At 49.4% G+C, this 17,319-nt stretch carries 15 protein-coding genes; 6 read left to right on the top strand and 9 right to left on the bottom strand.

Annotated elements, in window-relative coordinates:
- Nucleotide 1: 1 nt before the first annotated feature.
- The 4 genes from atpC to HRU79_09645 all read left to right on the top strand — a co-directional run bounded on the left by atpC (nucleotide 2) and on the right by HRU79_09645 (nucleotide 4,428).
- The gene (gene atpC, locus HRU79_09660) at nucleotides 2-421 is read left to right on the top strand and encodes an ATP synthase F1 subunit epsilon (GenBank protein ID QOJ26896.1); all 420 of its coding nucleotides are present in this window, start codon (nucleotides 2-4) and stop codon (nucleotides 419-421) included.
- Between the two features lie 127 nt (nucleotides 422-548).
- Nucleotides 549-2,018: an IMP dehydrogenase gene (gene guaB, locus HRU79_09655; GenBank protein QOJ26895.1), complete on the top strand. Its 1,470-nt coding sequence runs from the start codon at nucleotides 549-551 to the stop codon at nucleotides 2,016-2,018.
- 2 nt (nucleotides 2,019-2,020) lie between these two features.
- Entirely contained in the window at nucleotides 2,021-3,121 is a 1,101-nt protein-coding gene (locus HRU79_09650) for an aminopeptidase P family protein (GenBank protein ID QOJ26894.1), read from the top strand.
- Nucleotides 3,122-3,126: 5 nt separating this feature from the next.
- Nucleotides 3,127-4,428, top strand: a complete 1,302-nt coding sequence (locus HRU79_09645; protein ID QOJ26893.1) for a glycosyltransferase — start codon at nucleotides 3,127-3,129, stop codon at nucleotides 4,426-4,428.
- A 44-nt stretch (nucleotides 4,429-4,472) separates the two neighbouring features.
- Here HRU79_09645 and HRU79_09640 read toward each other — a convergent pair whose 3' ends face one another.
- Nucleotides 4,473-6,518 (bottom strand): 4Fe-4S dicluster domain-containing protein, encoded by a 2,046-nt coding sequence (locus tag HRU79_09640; GenBank protein QOJ26892.1) that lies wholly within the window; start codon nucleotides 6,516-6,518, stop codon nucleotides 4,473-4,475.
- 73 nt (nucleotides 6,519-6,591) lie between these two features.
- Between HRU79_09640 and HRU79_09635 the strand changes: the two genes are divergently transcribed.
- Together HRU79_09635 and HRU79_09630 are read left to right on the top strand one after the other, a co-directional pair.
- Nucleotides 6,592-7,875 (top strand): acetyl-CoA hydrolase/transferase family protein, encoded by a 1,284-nt coding sequence (locus HRU79_09635; GenBank protein QOJ26891.1) that lies wholly within the window; start codon nucleotides 6,592-6,594, stop codon nucleotides 7,873-7,875.
- Nucleotides 7,862-9,196: a GWxTD domain-containing protein gene (locus HRU79_09630; GenBank protein ID QOJ26890.1), complete on the top strand. Its 1,335-nt coding sequence runs from the start codon at nucleotides 7,862-7,864 to the stop codon at nucleotides 9,194-9,196. Before HRU79_09635 ends, HRU79_09630 begins: the two co-directional genes overlap by 14 nt.
- A gap of 140 nt (nucleotides 9,197-9,336) precedes the next feature.
- Here the strand turns inward: HRU79_09630 and HRU79_09625 are convergent, their stop codons facing one another.
- From HRU79_09625 to HRU79_09590, 8 genes are all read right to left on the bottom strand, one after another.
- Entirely contained in the window at nucleotides 9,337-11,748 is a 2,412-nt protein-coding gene (locus tag HRU79_09625) for a choice-of-anchor D domain-containing protein (protein QOJ26889.1), read from the bottom strand.
- Nucleotides 11,749-11,938: 190 nt separating this feature from the next.
- Entirely contained in the window at nucleotides 11,939-13,810 is a 1,872-nt protein-coding gene (gene yidC, locus HRU79_09620; protein QOJ26888.1) for a membrane protein insertase YidC, read from the bottom strand.
- Between the two features lie 3 nt (nucleotides 13,811-13,813).
- Entirely contained in the window at nucleotides 13,814-14,065 is a 252-nt protein-coding gene (yidD, locus tag HRU79_09615) for a membrane protein insertion efficiency factor YidD (protein QOJ27312.1), read from the bottom strand.
- Complete coding sequence (locus HRU79_09610; GenBank protein ID QOJ26887.1) at nucleotides 14,065-14,460, bottom strand: ribonuclease P protein component; 396 nt, start codon at nucleotides 14,458-14,460, stop codon at nucleotides 14,065-14,067. The genes yidD and HRU79_09610 overlap by 1 nt, the downstream gene beginning before the upstream one ends.
- 20 nt (nucleotides 14,461-14,480) lie before the next feature.
- The gene (rpmH, locus tag HRU79_09605; protein QOJ26886.1) at nucleotides 14,481-14,627 is read right to left on the bottom strand and encodes a 50S ribosomal protein L34; all 147 of its coding nucleotides are present in this window, start codon (nucleotides 14,625-14,627) and stop codon (nucleotides 14,481-14,483) included.
- Between the two features lie 58 nt (nucleotides 14,628-14,685).
- Nucleotides 14,686-15,000, bottom strand: coding sequence for a DUF3467 domain-containing protein (locus tag HRU79_09600; GenBank protein QOJ26885.1), 315 nt, complete (start codon nucleotides 14,998-15,000; stop codon nucleotides 14,686-14,688).
- Nucleotides 15,001-15,027: 27 nt separating this feature from the next.
- Nucleotides 15,028-16,530, bottom strand: coding sequence for a hypothetical protein (locus tag HRU79_09595; GenBank protein QOJ26884.1), 1,503 nt, complete (start codon nucleotides 16,528-16,530; stop codon nucleotides 15,028-15,030).
- A gap of 67 nt (nucleotides 16,531-16,597) precedes the next feature.
- Nucleotides 16,598-17,317 (bottom strand): hypothetical protein, encoded by a 720-nt coding sequence (locus HRU79_09590; protein ID QOJ26883.1) that lies wholly within the window; start codon nucleotides 17,315-17,317, stop codon nucleotides 16,598-16,600.
- Nucleotides 17,318-17,319: the final 2 nt, after the last annotated feature.

Here is a 17,319-nt window from a genome sequence, read left to right as displayed (position 1 = left end):
TATGACAGAGCACGTTCTCTCCGTTAGCATTGTAACCCCACAGCGCGTTGCCTACGAAGGCAAGGCACTGGCCGTTAGTGTTCCCGGATCGCATAGCCCCTTTCAAATTCTATTTAATCACGCACCCATCATCTCGTCGCTCGACATTGGTGTGCTCCGTATCGAAGACCCCAATAACAACATTACTGTTTTTGCATCGCGCGAGGGTTTCGTTGAAGTGCTGCGCAATACGGTGAATATTGTTGTCGACGAATTGCTGCCCGCCGAAACCATAAGTTCCGAGCGTGCCGCTGCCGAGGTTTCTGTTGCTCGGGAACGCTGGAACGCGGCTACCGAAAAAGCCGAACGCATACAGCGTCTCACCGAACTGCACTGGGCAGAAGCACAAGAGCGGGCTGCCAGGTTGCATCAGGACAAGTAGACCAACACCACTTGGCCTTTCATTAAACATTCATTGCCGGGAGTCTTGTAGAGCGTATCGTGCAACAGGCTACCGGCATCTGTTTTTTTTTGAAAGCACATCAGTGGTTCAGTCTGTATTTTTGCCCATGCCAACGCCTAAGATACTTCAGGAAGGCATCACCTTCGATGATGTTCTCCTTATACCGCGATATTCCGAAACGCTTCCCCGTAACACCGATACCTCAACCAGGCTTACACGTACGCTGCGTTTACGAGTACCAATTATCAGCGCAGCCATGGATACCGTGACCGAATCGGCAATGTCGATCGCCATTGCCCGTGAAGGTGGTATTGGAATCATTCATAAGAATATGTCGGTTGAGCGGCAGGTTGAAGAGGTTGACAAGGTAAAGCGCTCCGAAAGCGGCATGATCCGTAAGCCGATAACATTAAATAAAGATGCTACCATCGATCACGCCCGCGAGCTAATGGCGCGATACAAAGTCAGTGGCTTCCCGGTTGTTGACGAAGCCATGAAACTTGTAGGAATCGTTACTAATCGTGATATGCGATTTGCGGCGAGCGGTACAATGCCGGTAAGTAAGGTGATGACATCCGAGCATGTTATCACTGCTACCCTTGGAACCACACTCGACGATGCAGAACGCGTGCTGCAAGAACACAGGATTGAAAAGCTGCCAATTGTGGATAACAGCGGACGGCTTGCGGGACTTATGACGGTAAAGGATATCCAGAAAAAGAAACGCTATCCCAATTCTGCAAAGGATGACCTGGGCCGGTTACTGGTCGGTGCCGCCGTAGGGATAGCCATTGACACAATAGACAGAGTATCGGCACTGGTTGACGCCGGTGTTGACGTAGTAATCGTTGATACGGCCCACGGCCACCACAAAGGCGTTATTGAAATGGTGGCCAACATCAAGTCAGCCTTTCCCGCTCTTCAGGTGATTGGCGGCAACGTGGCTACATCGGAAGGGGCTCAGGCACTGATTGATGCCGGTGCCGATGGAGTAAAGGTTGGAATCGGACCCGGAAGCATTTGTACTACCCGCATTGTTGCCGGTGTGGGAGTGCCACAGATTACTGCCATCTTAAATGTTCTTGAAGCTGCCGGAAAACACGATGTGCCTGTTATTGCCGACGGTGGTATTAAACAAACAGGTGATATTGCAAAATCAATTGCAGCCGGAGCCGATGCAGTTATGATTGGCGGACTGCTTGCCGGACACGACGAGAGTCCGGGTGAGAAGGTTCAGCTTGAAGGCAGGGTGTATAAAATTTATCGAGGCATGGGATCGCTTAGTGCAATGGGCCAGGGTAGTGCCGACAGATATTTCCAAGACGCCGAAGACGAAATCGCTAAACTCGTTCCCGAAGGTATCGAAGGCAGGGTTCCGTTTAAGGGTACCGTCAGCGATACCTTGTACCAGCTGATTGGCGGGCTGAGAGCAGCCATGGGGTACTGTGGTGCCTCGACGATTGCCGAGATGCAATCCGATGCACGGTTTGTGCGCATGACGTCGGCAGGCCTTCGTGAATCTCACCCCCACGATGTTATCATCACAAAAGAATCACCGAATTATTTCATGAGGTAAGAATGCCATCCCGAGCCATGACAGCAGCAGCAGGGCTGCGCATTGCCGATATCCGTAAGCAGATGAAACGTGCCGGCATTGATGCACTTGTAGTTACCCGTGCAGCCGACATTCGGTACCTTACCGGCTTCAGCGGCTCGTCGGCATTGGTTGTCATTACCAAAAAGCACATCGACTTTGTTACTAACGATCTATACGATGTACAGGTTAAGTCCGAATTGCACCCGCTACACGGATTACGTACCCATATTGCTCGCAATTTCATCGAGGCCATTGCCCAAAGTGGTATTATCACGCGTGGTTTAACCATAGGCTTTGTTGCTGCTCATACTACGGTAAGCGCACTAAAATCCATGAAGAAGGGCTGGAAACCCGCTGTCCTTATAGAGGTCGATGACCTGTGTTCAGGCGTTACCGAAGCAAAAACACCATCAGAGCGAGCCTCGATTTCCAAGGCCGCTTCAATTGCTTCGGCAGCGTACGAGAAACTGCTGGGTACTGTTCGGGCTGGCATGACTGAAATTGACGTAGCCAACTTCCTTGCCACTACAACCCGCGAATTAGGATCTGAGCGGGATGCATTTGACATCATCGTTGTCTCTGGCGTACGCAGTGCCATGCCACACGGCCGGGCATCGAAACAGAAGCTTAAGAACGGCAGTGTTGTTACTGTTGACTTTGGATGCTGCGTTAATGGTTTGTACAGTGACATGACGCGCACCTTTTGCCTTGGTAAACCAAAACCAAAAGTTGAAGGAGTTTTCGCTGTGCTGTACGATGCTCATCACACTGCGCTTGACGTTGTAAAGCCCGGTTTAACAGCCGGTGCATTAGATGCCGCAGCCCGAACAGTGATTGAAAAGGCTGGTTATGGCGGATATTTCCGACATTCACTGGGCCACGGTCTGGGTTATGAGGTCCATGAAAACCCACGCATTGCAAAAGGAAACCCAAGCCCCCTACAGGAACATTGTGTTATCACCATTGAGCCCGGCATATACATACCAGGTGAGTTTGGGATGCGAATTGAAGACGATGTTGTCATTACAAAAAACGGCGCGCAGCTCCTAACAACGGCACCCAGAGAATTGGTGGTGGTGTAATCAGCATGGCACATACCGTCTTAGTTCTGGCGTATTACTATCCGCCAATGGGTCTTAGTGGAGTTCAACGAGTTGCAAAGTTTACAAAGTACCTGCCCCAGTATGGCTGGAACCCAATCGTTGTAACTACCGGGCCAACACTGTACTACGCCGAAGACCAGACACTGTTGCACGAGGTAGAAGCGGCCGGTGTTGATATTGTAAGGACAGAGCCTTCACTGCGTGTAAAAAAACTGCTGGAAAAAGGCGTGATAACCATGCCACGTGAATCTGTCAGAAAGTTTATCAGTAAGTCAAGCAGTGCTCTGTTTGTACCAGACAATAAGAAAAAGTGGGCTGCAAAGGCAGTGGCCTTGGCAAAAGATGTTGTCGCCCGTCATCCTGTTGATGTGATCTTTGCCAGCGGCCCTCCTTTTAGCACGGTCATGGCTGCAGCACAGCTCAGCGCCGAAACAGGAATACCGTACGTTGCTGACTACCGCGACCTGTGGTACGGTAATCAGTTTCATTCGTATCCCACGCTGTGGCATAAGCACCGCCATCAGAAGTTTGAGCACCAGACCCTGGCAAGAGCGTCACGCATCACCGTTACCAACCGGAGGATGAAGGAATTCCTGATTGCCAATTATGAGTTTCTGGATTTCCACGATGTTGTGATCCTTCCACATGGATGGGATCCCGATGACTTTGCACAGCCGATGTCGGCGGAGACGCGTGGCCGCCTGTTCCCTAATGGGAGTACTGATGCGTTCCGGCTCACGTTTACCGGTACGTTTTACGACTCGGTAACGCCCGTTCCGTTCTTTAAGGCAATTAAAAAATTGCGTAAAGAACATCCCGAGGTTAATCTGGAACTTCACTTTGCCGGGATGCTGCGAAAAGAATATCAGGCAAAGGCGCACCGGATGAAATTAGACGACATTATTGTTAACCATGGTTATCTTCCACATGCTGAGTCAGTTGCATTAATCCAACAGAGTGATGCTCTATGGATGATGCTAGGAGACGCGCGCAACGTTGATACCTGGGCTCCTGCAAAACTGTACGAATACTTTGGAACACAGAAGCCGATTCTGGCAAGTACGCCCAAGGGTGCCGCCCGTAACGATGCCATGGCCTACGGTGCTTCGTACATTACCGATCCGTATGACGTACCGGCAATCGTCCAGGCAGTACTCTCCATGTACAACGACTGGCGCACCGGTAGGCACATGACACCCAACCGCGACTTTGTGCTACAGCACCAGCGTACGGTACTTACCGAAAGCCTGGTAAAGGTACTCCAGAAGGCGCTGCGGGTGGTATAACCCGGCAAGCCATCCTTGTCACGTATCAAATAGTCTGACCTCTGTTATTGCTGCTCAGACCTGGCAGACAATACGTTGGCTGCCACAATCTCGGCAACGTCCAGCACCTGTACATCTTCGGCCCCTTCGGTTGCCTTTACACCATCGGTAATCATAGTAAGGCAGAACGGACAGTTCAGAGCTATGGTTTTTGCTCCGGTTTCCAGCAACTGTCCCGTACGAACAACATTCACACGATCACCAACGTTCTCTTCCATGAATACTCTGCCGCCTCCGGCTCCGCAGCAAAAACCACGGTCGTGGTTCTTTGAAGACTCTGCTAACGTCACCCCCGGTAAACGTTCAAGCGTAGTCCGCGGAGCATCGTACTCGTTGTTCATCCTGCCAAGGTAACAACTGTCGTGGTATGCTATCACTGTTTCGTCAAGCTTGGTACGGTCCACCTTCAGCCGCCCGCTTTCGATTAGCTGCGAAATAAACACCGTATGGTGTACAACCTCTGCTTTAAAGCCATACTTCGAGTAGTCATTTTTAAATGTGTTCAGGCAGTGCGGACATGTTGTAACGATTTTTTTAACACTGTACTTATTGAAGGTTTCAATATTAGTTTTCGTTAACATATCCGCAAGGAATTCGTTGCCTGTGCGGCGTGCGATGTCGCCGTTGCAATGCTCTTCAGTGCCAAGAATTCTAAAGTCAACACCGGCTTGCTGCATCAGCTCTGCAAACGAGCGGGTGATTTTTTTTGCTCTGTCATCGTAACTACCCGGACATCCTACCCAGAAGAGGACCTCCATGTTGGCATCATCCGCCGCTGTTTTAATCCCCATTCCTTCTGCCCAGTTGGCTCTGTCGCTCTGAGCAAAACCACCCCACGGCACACCATTGGTTTCCATGTTACCGTACACATCGGGCAGATTGGCACTCTCGTCGGTAAACGATGCTTCCATCATGACCATTGACCGACGCATATCAACAATTGCCGGCACATGCTCGATATTCACCGGACATTCCTGCATGCAGGCACCGCAGGTGGTACAAGCCCACAGCGCTTCGGGTGTAATGTAGTCACCGATAAGTTTTTTATCCCATACTGCCTGTTCTTCGGGCGTAAGCTCAGCCCCCTTCTGTTTTTTAATGATTAAAGGGGCTTTATCCATGGTTCTGTCATGGATTGAAATTATAACCTGGCGGGGGTCCAGTACCTTCCCAGTCTGATACGCCGGGCACACACTGGTACACCTGCCGCAGTGGGTGCACGTATAGCCGTCCAGCAGAGTCTTCCAGGTAAAGTCTTCGATATCGGTGACGCCAAAGCTTTCTACACCCTCTTCTTCAAAATTGATGGGTTCAAGACTGTTGGTTGGCTTTATTGGTCCAAGGAAAACATTAGGAACCGATGTAAGAACATGCAGGTGTTTTGAGAATGGCAGGTAATTCAAAAAAGCCAGGATTAACACTGCATGAATCCACCAGGCAATATGAAAAACAACCGGGGTAGCACTGCCCAACAGCTGACTCAGGCCCGTACCAAGCGGACGCGTGATCGGTCGCAGTGCCCACGACATGTCGGCCCCATACACATGAAGGCGCAGTGAGTTCTGAACCGCCAGTGACGAAACAATAAGAAATATCGTTATTAAAATCAGTCCTGCTTCAAGCCCCTCGCCCTTTACTTGCAGACGCTTGATGTTCATCACATAACGGCGCCACAAGGCCAAAACCGTTGCCACGATGATGAAGGTACAAAACAGATCAGTCAGGAAGGTAATTGCAGAATATACCGGACCCAGAAAATTAAGTGACCACCCCTGGTGCAGTCCTTCCAGAACCGCCTCGATCGCTGAAAACAGGAGTATCAGGAAGCCCCAGAAAATTGCTGCGTGGATCCATCCGGCAACCGGATCTCGCAGTAGCTTACTCTGGCCGAGAGCCACCGTTAGTGTTGTTTTTAACCTGGCCCCTAAATTGTCTAGTCTGTGTGCCGGCTTTGCAACCCTCAAATACGCTATTAACCGCATTGCACTACGCGCAAAAAAGCCAAATGCAACCAATAGAACACACAGGAATACAATCGTATGTATCGTCATATCGTATAGCTCCAAATCAATTCGAAGATAACAAACTCTAACTTTGTTCGATTCTCACAATGTAATGTACTGCATGAACACCTACTATACAGCCGAAGAAGCTATCAGCAAAATTCAATCGGGAGATCGTATCTATCTGCACAGCGTTGCCGCTGCCCCCCAACACCTTATACAGGAACTTGTTCGGCAGGCCGGACGACTGCGGGATGTAGAAATCGTTCACTTACACACCGAGGGGCCGGCTCCTTACGCTCAACCCGAATTCGCCGAGAGTTTTCGCGTTAACTGTCTTTTTATCGGTGGCAATATACGCAGAGCCGTGCAGGAAGGCCGTGCCGACTATACGCCGATTTTCCTGAGTGAAATTCCGCAGTTGTTTTACAGTGGCCAACTAAAGATCTCGGCGGCACTGATTCAGGTATCGCCGCCGGACGAACATGGCTACTGCTCCCTGGGCGTTACCGTCGAGGCTGCACATGCTGCACTTCATAGTGCACGCACAGTAATTGCGCAGGTAAACCCGCGAATGCCCCGCACCCACGGTGATGCCCTTGTACACGTAAACCGAATTACCTGCCTGGTTCCATGGGAAGACGATATCCCCGAAGTTCAGCGTCCAGTGCTTACGGATGTGGAGAAAGCCATCGGACGTCACGTAGCCCAGGTGGTGCCTGACGGTGCCACACTGCAAATGGGCATTGGTGCAATCCCCGATGCAGTACTGGCAGAGCTGTCCGGACACAAAGACCTTGGCGTGCATACTGAAATGTTCAGCGACGGCCTTGTTGACCTATACGACAAAGGTGTCGTGACAGGCCGGTATAAACGAAAACATCCGGGCAAAATCGTTGCAACCTTTGTTATGGGTACTAAACGATTATACAATTTTGTTCACGATAACCCTTGTGTGGCAATGCTGGACGTAGCCTATGTGAACCGGCCAACCGTTATCATGCAGAACCCGAAGGTCACGGCTATTAACAGCGCAATCGAAGTTGATATTACCGGACAGGTCTGCGCCGATTCTATCGGAACATCGCCGTACAGCGGCGTAGGCGGACAAGTTGACTTTATCCGAGGTGCTTCGCTCTGCCCCGACGGTGTGCCGGTTATCGCCCTCCCCTCGCGTACCCGCAAAGGTATTTCCAGAATCGTTGGTATGCTAAAACCAGGGGCCGGCGTGGTAACTACACGGGCACACGTCCACTACGTTGCTACTGAGTACGGCATTGCATTTTTACACGGTAAATCACTGAGGAAGCGTGCAGAAGCACTAATACAGATTGCACATCCAGATGACAGGGAAACACTTGCCAAACACGCCAGGGAGGTATGGAAACTTCATGTTAGCGCGTAATTCATTAACCCGGCTGTTCGGTGCGATCCGTCACAGAACAGTACCCGCAGTAGCTGCCCTTACGGTGCTTACTGTACCGGCACCTCCTCTGCATGGACAAACGCCACAGAAAGGCACTTCGATTATTGTTGATGCAATGGTGTTTCATGCACCCGGGATAACCGGTAAAGAATTTACCGATGTTTATGTAGCAGTGCCCTACCAATCAATACAGTTTCAGCAGCACGACGGACGTTTCGTGGCAGCCTACAATGCACATATCTCTGTCCGCGATCTGCTGGGTCGGACCATAGCCGACACCACGATACGGCGGTCAATGATCGAAGAGTCCTATCAGGTTAGCCAGGGCTCCACCGGGAAGGCTGATAACATTCCCGTCCGTTTTCTTTTGTCCCCCGGCTCATACCGGTACGAGGTCATGATTGAGGATCAGTTCTCGCACAGGGAGTTTACCCGTACCGACACGATTTCGGTCAGGGACCTTTCGTTGACGCCTGCTTTGTCGTCGTTAATGTACGTAAGCCAGATTGAAGAACGCAGCGGACGCTATGCCATCACACCATTTATTGGCTCAGGCATCTGGGATCATTCTCTTCATTTATTTGTTTTTTTCGAGGTATATCTTGAAACAGTACCGGCAGATGTGGCCATTGGATGGAAAATCACATCGGCAGATGATAAGATTCTGATAGGGGGCTTGGGCGCACCCACAGAAATTTCACAACGCACCAGCCAGCACTTCTTCCCGATTACGGCAGTCAGGTTCCCTGCTTCAGGGCGCTATACCATGAACGTTATGTTGCATCCTGTATCCGGTGGGGTTGCCGATACAAGTGTCATCCTTGCGCAGGCATCCCGACCGTATATCATACCACGGACACTATCATCGTCGGTATTAAGTGACCTTACAAAGGCAATTAAACAGTTAGCCTATGTTGCAACTCAGGCCGATATGGATAACATTCTTGCAGGCACAACCGAGGGTGAACGCGAATACAGGTTTGATCAGTTCTGGAAGACACTGGATCCAACACCAAACACCGTTATCAACGAAGCCTTTGATGAATACTATGGCAGAATTGCTACGGCAAACAGACTGTTTAAAACCTATGCAGACGGCTGGATAACTGATATGGGGCGGGTGTACATCATCTATGGCGAACCCACCAACAAGGAACGGGCCCGCTCGGTTAACGGACTTACCGAGTATGAACGGTGGACCTATCCCGACCACACCTTTATGTTCGAGGACTCCGGTTTTGGTGAATGGCGTCTGCGAACCCCCATGCCTGCCGATGCCAAGTACCGATACCACAGATAATAATTATTCACGTTATTTATTTAACGGCACTACCGGGATTTTGTACTGAAGGTCCTCCTCAGGTAACCCGTATAAAGCAATACAAAAGAAAAAAGGCTGTCCGCAAGGACAGCCTTTTATTAACAATGAATTCTGACTGCTTATTGAGCAACAACAAAACTGAGAACAGCCTGTTCAGCACCTGATTGTGCAACAACCATATATGTACCTGACGGCATGTTCAGGTTGGCAAGGGACAGTGCTTGGGGTCCTGACGGTAAACCGGTAAACAATGTTGCCACAACACGTCCGGCAACATCCACAACCGTTACCTGTACGTGTTGCGAAGAGGAAATCTGTACGGCTGATTGTTCTGTAACAGGATTGCTGCCCGTTAATTTCATGGAAATGGCACCCGTCTCGCTAACGGCTTCAGTCTCAACCGAAGCGGTTGTTGAAGAACCGGTAAGCTGAATATTGGGTGAGGAAGCATTCCCGGTAATGGCAAGTGTACCAACAAAACTGGCCTTAACCGTAGACGGTTGGAACTGAACGCGGACGGCATGTGTGCCATTGGGTTTTACAGTTACTTTCTTTCCTCCGTCAATTAAACCTTCGATGATATCAAAGTCTGTCCCGTCCGGGCCACCCAGCGCAGTACCTGTTAGTTCAAGGTCAGCATTCCCTGAGTTTGTAATGGTAACTGTTCTGTTAACGGTCTTGCCAACCTCCACGTTTCCAAACGCAAGCGTGGGGGTGCTCAGCGTGATTTCCGGCTTATTCGTTGTGTTTGTACCTGCCAGCAGGTATTCGATAACGCGCTCGGTAATTGCATTTCTGTTTGCTTCGTTTGCGATATGCTCAGCACCAAAACTGGAGAATACAAATTTTCTCTTTCCTTCTTCAGAGTAAACCCCAACGATGTTGGTTGTGTTCCCGTTGGTGTACACAAACGCCTTGCTCTTATTGTTTTGAATCGAAATCAGGTCTTGTGCTTCCATCGCAAACGGCCAGTTTTGGTGAGCATCATTGGCCTTTGCGGACCATCCATTGCTGATAGGATTATTCGGTGTACCAGCCAGGTCGAATTGTGCATAGTACTGTCCGCTTGTTCTGCCAATTGTTGAGTTCAGACCCAGACCATAACTTTCGAAGAAAGCCTTAGCCTGAGGATAGCCGGCATATTGCTGGTTTTCCGGATTCAATGCTACGGCAAGGCCCACGGGCGCCGTCAGCCACACACCTTTATTAGCTTTCAGCATTTGGTCGGCAATTGGCGTAAGTGCCGGTATTGCAAACCTGCCATCATAGCCACTCGGAAGGATAATGGCGTCGAACGACGTTTCCGGCGGGAATGCCAGCATTACATCCTGGTTAAGGGGCACGTAGGCAACATCGGTGGCAAACTTGGTAGCAATGGCCGCAATGGCCTGCCCAACAGCGCCATTGGATGCACCTGCGTACACTGCGACCCGGGAATTGGTAAGGTAGCCGGTGGTCAGCACTGTTACTTCAGCGATTGCATCTTTTACGATTGGTGTTGCGGCAAGCTCGATAGCGCAGAAAAATGCACGGTTGACGGCAGTCGAGTTAATCGAAATTTCGGTGCTCTCGCCGGGGAGCAGGTCAACTTCATAACTGGACAGGGATGCATTCCAGCCATTCTGGGTCAGGTTTTGCTCATTGTTAATAGACAGCGTGCAAATAAGTTCTTTATCAGTCGGATTGGTAACACGCACCTTTTTTACTGCAGAGGCACCACGATTGATTGGTTCCCATACCGGTGAAACTGCAGCCAGATCGGCACGATAAACAACGAGGTTGGTACCGGCATTCAGAACCCGTTTTGTTGATTCGTTCTGAATGTAGGCAACGATAAACTGCTGATTAGCCGGCCAGGTTTCGCCAACACCTCTTTTATAGGTGAATGTAAATGTCTGTTCTCCGCCTGCCGACAAGTTAAGGCTGGTTCCTGTGGCATTGGGTAGCATCTTATTCATTGCATCATAAAATTCTTCTTCGCCATTAGAGCCCGGAAGACTACTCTTCAACCCCGGATATTCTGCAAACCTGCTTACTACTGCAACGTGAAGCGTATGGCCCGATAAGGCAATATTAGTGTTTACCTTCACCTCAACCTTGTAGTCATTGGTTCCGGTCTTTGTTTCTTTCACCTCGATGCCAACAGGTGAGCCTTCAGCATTGTCGCTGTTTGCCTGTGTTAACAATGCAGAAGCGCTTTGCGGATTAATTTGAATACCGTTCACGCGGGAATATGGGATACCTCCCACATTATAATAGTTCTTGCGCGTTGCATTGTCAGTGGGATTGGCAAGATTCCACGGATCGCCCGGTGCAGGCCAGTCCATGTGGAACCGTACCGAAACAATATTGTTTGACATTTTTACAACTTGCAGCAATGCCTGGCTGGCTGCAACACAGGGTGGACAAGTAGCGCTCGTAAATTCTTCAATAACGGTAAGCCGTTTGAAGCTGTTCTGAGCCATACTATTAAAGGCAGAGAATGCAATTGTGATCGCAATCATGCCTATAAAAAGAATCCGACTTTTCATCGGTGACTCCATGTTAATGGTGACAATGGTGGTTTAATCAGTATTAATTCTGCTGTGTAAGCGTATCCAATTTAACTATCGTTTCTGCATCTACAATGATTACCCTGACCCGGTTTAGTTACAAAATGATGGGGATGGGAATTGCATAGGGCAAACTTAGTCTTTCCGTACCAAAATCTGTACGGTCATTTCACCGCTTTCCGCCCTTTTTCCGGCTAGTGCCTGACGCCTGCTGTCCTGACTGGCGGGCTTTTCCACTGCCTCCCTGCTGTCCGGGCAGGGTGCGCCCCTGCGCAGCTGCCATCTCCTGGGCCTCCCTCATCTTTCGCTGCATCCATGATTCTTTCTTGGGCATTGCCTTTAGATCAGCCAGGGTAAGCTTGTTCTTGCTGTGGTGTTTCATGTACCATTGCTGAATAATCCCAACGATATTAAACACAAAGTAGTACAGGTTCAGCCCCGCCGGCAAGGTTGAGAACATTAATGTTAACATGACGGGCATCATGTACACCAAGGCTTTCTGCCTTGGATCGGTTACCACCTGCTTCTGCTGTATCAGCAGGGTGGCCCCCATGGCAATTGCCAGACCCGAAAATTTATCGATGTTTACAATCGGGAGCTTAAACGGTATCGAAAGAATAACGTCAGGCACCGACAGGTCAGTTATCCAGAATGGCAGGAATGCTGCCTGCCGAAGTTCGATGTTCATGTTCAGAACAGCATACATCGCGTACAGAATTGGCATTTGCAGTAGGAGCGGGAAACAGCCGCCTGCCGGATTGATACCGTATTCGCCATACAGTTTCATGGTTTCCTGCTGCTGGCGTTGCATGTCGTCCTTATACTTTTCCCGAATTTCATTCATGAGCGGTGCAACGAGCTGCATTTTTTGTGCACTCTGGAGTTGCTTGATACTCAGTGGGTAGAGCACGACTTTTAATAAGAGTCCGAATACAATGATTGCTATTCCCCAATTGGGTATGAAGCCGTGAATAAACTTCATGGTGGGCAGCATAAAGTATTCACCAATGGGCTTAACAATCCATTTAAACCCAAAGTTCATGATACCGGTTAAGCCGTAATTCTGAAGAGTATCGTACTGCATCGGTCCGGCATACAAGAGAACATTATGCACCTGGCGTCCACCCGAATACGGCAGTTTATAGGTAAGCGAATATTTCTCTACATGCCCTTCATTTTTAGCACCGTAACGGGTTCCGGCGTAAAACACGGAGCCGTCAAACCCAGCTGACGGCATAAGAGCCACGCTAAAATACTTTGTCCGTGTTGCCAGATACCTGATATGTCCGCTAGCGCTCCGCTCTTCCGGTGTATTGTAGTCAGTAGCATCCAGTTCATCTATCTCGTCTCCGTATGCTGCAATCGCCACTGCACTGTTGCTTTCATCAACCGAGTTATGTTCCTGATACCGAATACCCTGGGCCCACTCCAGGTTAACAAACCGGTTTGTTTGTGGTATTGTTGCTTCCAGGTTATCCAAAACCAGCCGCGTTTGCACACCGTAGCGATTCCCGTAAAACACGTAGTCACGTTCTATCGAACCACCTGAAGGCAAGGTTGCGGTACCACGGATAACAACGCTGTCAGCCCCTTTCACAACAATCGTGCGCTGCCCGGTTCCCCACGTAAATGGGATATCGTATGCGTTAAGCTTGCTGCCATTGGTCTGCCTAAAGCTAAAGCCGAACTCATGGGCACCGGGATGGACAAGGTCAACCATGTCATGTGGTTTTAACGCATGGTACCACGGTTTATAGCCTTTTAATTTCCACGAGCGAATTGTACCTCCCTGTGAGCTCAGCACAACCCTGAGCAAATCAGTTTCTATGGTAATCCTCTCTTCAGGTAAAGGGGCTTTGGCAGGCGTATCTGCCTGTGCAAGAACCGATGTAACAGCCGTTCTACTACTGTCGGCCTTTTCTTTTTTTGCGGCAGTTTGCTGTGGTGTTATATCACGCGAACTAAAGGTGGACTGTATAAAAATCCACGATGCAACAACAACGCCAATAAGAATAATACCAATCAGTGAGGTACGATCCATAGTCTATTTTCCGGTTTCGGTATGATCACAGAGGTGGGCAACTACCCCGGGTACCGGATCGTAGCCACCGGGATGCAGGGGATGACATTTTACAATCCGCCGTATCGAAAGCCAGGTACCACGTACAAGACCATGGTGTTTGAGCGCTTCAACGGCATACTGAGAGCAGGTCGGCGAAAACCTGCATGACGGCGGGAACAGCGGTGATATCAGCTTCTGATATCCTTTAATAAAGATTATGACAATACTGGTTATCATACGTTCTGAGGGTCTGCATGACGGCTTAAACGTTGCATGCTAACGTCAAAGGCAGCTTTTACACAAGGGAATACATCCTGCAGTCGGATGTCGGCCGCCCGGTTCAGGTTTGATTTCCAAAGGATAACGATTGCATCCACACGGATCTTCAAAAGCACCTCTTCATAAACAGGGAGCAACATACGCACACTTTCACGGAGCAGACGGCGCATCCGTGAGCGTGCTGTTGCGCGCCGTGCAAAACGCTTTCCAATGCCAACGCCAATCCGAATACTGTCTGTAGGGCCGGGTGCAATACAAACGGTGAGCCCAACCGGACCCACCGTAGTTCTGATACCGTTTTGTAAAACCGAACGAAAGACGCCAAAACCCGTGATCGGAGTAATGTTCATGGTTCGGTGTTCCTGTAACGCTATCGCGCTGTTCCAACTGCTACGCGGTACCGTCCTTTAGCGCGGCGACGGTTAAGGACCCGACGCCCGTTCTTCGTTGCCATTCTTGCACGAAACCCGTGCGTGTTAAGCCGGCGACGCTTTGATGGTTGATACGTTCGTTTCATGAACTAAGATTCCTTGTTTTTTCGTTCGCTTGTATAAAGAACTGCAAACTTACGAACTTTAGTGGACATTTGAGACGCCCGGTGGAAAAGCCTGTACCTGACCATCAGCATTTATCTCGCCATGCTGGGCTTCGTACTTGCCGATGTTATCTGACAGTGCATGAAGCAACAGTTTTGCGTGAACCGGCGTCATTACAATGCGTGCATGCACCCGTGCCTTAGGCACGCCCGGCAGGACGCGGGTAAAATCAATCACAAATTCTGCCGGTGAATGCGAGATAATCGCCAGGTTGGAATAAATGCCTTCAGCTTCCTTTTCACCCAGTTCAATTGTCATTTGATTTTGCTGTTGGTTTTCTTTCTTGTCTGCCACAAATCCTCCATTAAGGGTGTGATGAAACTACAGTTTTGCGCCCTTCGCAGCTGCAGCCTTCATCTTTTCGATCATGTTGTTTCGGCCGTAAATACCTTCCATGATCTGATAATATGTTTTGTTATCCGCATTCTGTGCTTCAAGAGCTTCCATCTCGGAAATCAGCTCCCGAAGTTTGGATTTTTCCTTGGTAACCTCGTACACGTTGGCCAATTGCTCCAAAACCACAATATCCGTTTTGTATTGTGGTAGTTTCCGGAGCTGCTCAAAATACCCTGCAGATTTTTCAAGATCTTTCAGGTAGTCCTGATTTGGCTGGTACTTCCTGTCCTTATCCATTTTATCGAGCTCCAGTCGCTGTTTGCTGCCGGCAATATTTTTATAGTTGGCAGCCAATCCATAGAGCGCCGTTCCGTTTTGCGGTTCTTTTGTCAGAACAATCTGGTATTGTTCATTGGCTTCGGAGCTTCGGTTTAAGCCAGTGAGCAGTGACGCATATTGAATCCTGTAGGTTAACTGCTCGGGGTTAGTACGGATAAGCTGTTCAAGTTCCTTGACAACAACATCTGTTTGCCCAAGATCCTGGAGAAGCTGGGTTCTCAGCGGGACCAGTTCCTGATCTGTTGGCTTCACACCCAACAAGGCATTACACAGTTCAAGAGCCTGTGCTTTCTTTCCCAAACCATAATTGATAAAAGCCATCGCCTTAAGCGGAGCCATGGTTGTTACTTTCGACCGCCACAGCTCACCTTCCGAGAGTTCAGATGGCGGATTATACGTCCAGCCTTCTAAAACTGGCGGCGTATTGGCCGACCCATTGGCTGAGAACATATACAGAAACCGGCCACCAACATCAAATTTATCCTTGTATAAAACACCGCTTTGCGCTAAACTGTCAGTCCTTGTTTCTGCAGGCTTGCCTAATATGTCCAGCACCTGCTGCCGCGTTGAACCAAGGGTAAGTTTTTTGTCACGAATAACGTCAAAGCCGGGCTTCTCTACCTGCCACCAGTTATCATACGCCTGGTATGCCTGAATTGTATCACCGTCAGCTTCAAGAACAATGCCCAGCAATGCCATTGGCTCGGTACTTGCCGGCTTTAGCTTAATGGCACTGTGCAATCTATTGGCTGCAATTTTCAACGGGGCTTTATCACCGGGATGAGTTGCATAGGTATTATAGGCTGTAATTCCTGCATTGTATGCAACAACCCACGCATTAAACATGCGTACCGAAATCTCCGAGCGCAGCTTCCCATCGCTGCCTTCACACCGCTGTGCAGCCTGATACGAAGCAAGCATCAAACTGTCATCCCCAATATTATTCGCTACATCGCCGAGCAGCATCAATGCTTCACAATCATTGGGGTTTTCGGCTACTGCTTTTACCAACGATTCCTTAGCCCCCTGCCATTCCTGTTTCTGCATTGAACGCTTGGCTGATGTCACGTTCGAAGATGCACATTGAAATCCCTGCAACAGGATAACGGAAAGTGCAAGCGCAATGTATAGAAGCCATGGACGATTCATGGCACAATCTCCCAAAAAAAAACGAAAAAGATAGATACTGCAAACCTACGAAGTACGGACGCTGACCTTAGCCACCCGTTGGCATGTCAAACAGGCTGTCGTCAATAACGGCAGTCGTGTCTGCCGTATCCCACGTTATTGTTACCTGACTCTGCCCATTCATAAACACCTCAATTTTCCGGGGGAGCTGTACGCCTGCAACACTCTGATATTCGCCGAACTGCATAACCATTTTTGCTTTTTCACCCATCATTTCCAGAGTTGATTCAGTTTTTATTGGAAGCCAGGTAATGGCGTCGATATACATCGTCCGTACATCAGCGGAATCACCTTCATCAATGGTTACCGCATAGGCTGTGGCACCGTCCACATCCACAGCATCTCCAACGGTAATCTTTGCCTTCCGCTCGGAGGCACTGATCAGTTCACTTTTAAAATGTGCCTGCTTCTTTAGCGCATCGGCCTGTTCAGGTTGCAGTTTCGTTGCCTTCGTACCTTCCCATGGCGTGATGGCCCAGGCACCCTTCGGGCTGACAGCCTGTATCATTGACGAACCCATCATTTCCATCTCCATGCGCATGCTGGTACCATTTTTAAAGTACTGCGTAAACGGTGCCTCCATCCCCTGGGTCACAATTTTACCGGTGACTTTCAGGTTCGTCAGACTGTTAAGGGCTTTCATTCCTCCCAAGGCATTGATGTGGTTCCGTAGTAACTCATCCGTTGTAATGGCATGCATCGAACCATGCACCAGAACATACAGGCACAACAGGATTAATGATCTCATAG

Source organism: Ignavibacteria bacterium (assembly GCA_015709655.1).
Taxonomy (GTDB): domain Bacteria; phylum Bacteroidota; class Ignavibacteria; order Kapaibacteriales; family Kapaibacteriaceae; genus OLB6.
Note: the sequence above shows the minus strand (reverse complement) of the source record. Positions and strands in the feature narration are given on the sequence as shown.

Excerpts from the sequence above, each read along its gene's own strand:
- atpC (QOJ26896.1), top strand. The coding sequence starts at position 2 with ATGACAGAGCACGTTCTCTCCGTTAGCATTGTAACCCCACAGCGCGTT.
- guaB (QOJ26895.1), top strand. The coding sequence starts at position 549 with ATGCCAACGCCTAAGATACTTCAGGAAGGCATCACCTTCGATGATGTT.
- HRU79_09650 (QOJ26894.1), top strand. The coding sequence starts at position 2,021 with ATGCCATCCCGAGCCATGACAGCAGCAGCAGGGCTGCGCATTGCCGAT.
- HRU79_09645 (QOJ26893.1), top strand. The coding sequence starts at position 3,127 with ATGGCACATACCGTCTTAGTTCTGGCGTATTACTATCCGCCAATGGGT.
- HRU79_09640 (QOJ26892.1), bottom strand. The coding sequence starts at position 6,518 with ATGACGATACATACGATTGTATTCCTGTGTGTTCTATTGGTTGCATTT.
- HRU79_09635 (QOJ26891.1), top strand. The coding sequence starts at position 6,592 with ATGAACACCTACTATACAGCCGAAGAAGCTATCAGCAAAATTCAATCG.
- HRU79_09630 (QOJ26890.1), top strand. The coding sequence starts at position 7,862 with ATGTTAGCGCGTAATTCATTAACCCGGCTGTTCGGTGCGATCCGTCAC.
- HRU79_09625 (QOJ26889.1), bottom strand. The coding sequence starts at position 11,748 with ATGAAAAGTCGGATTCTTTTTATAGGCATGATTGCGATCACAATTGCA.
- yidC (QOJ26888.1), bottom strand. The coding sequence starts at position 13,810 with ATGGATCGTACCTCACTGATTGGTATTATTCTTATTGGCGTTGTTGTT.
- HRU79_09610 (QOJ26887.1), bottom strand. The coding sequence starts at position 14,460 with ATGAACATTACTCCGATCACGGGTTTTGGCGTCTTTCGTTCGGTTTTA.
- rpmH (QOJ26886.1), bottom strand. The coding sequence starts at position 14,627 with ATGAAACGAACGTATCAACCATCAAAGCGTCGCCGGCTTAACACGCAC.
- HRU79_09595 (QOJ26884.1), bottom strand. The coding sequence starts at position 16,530 with ATGAATCGTCCATGGCTTCTATACATTGCGCTTGCACTTTCCGTTATC.
- HRU79_09590 (QOJ26883.1), bottom strand. The coding sequence starts at position 17,317 with ATGAGATCATTAATCCTGTTGTGCCTGTATGTTCTGGTGCATGGTTCG.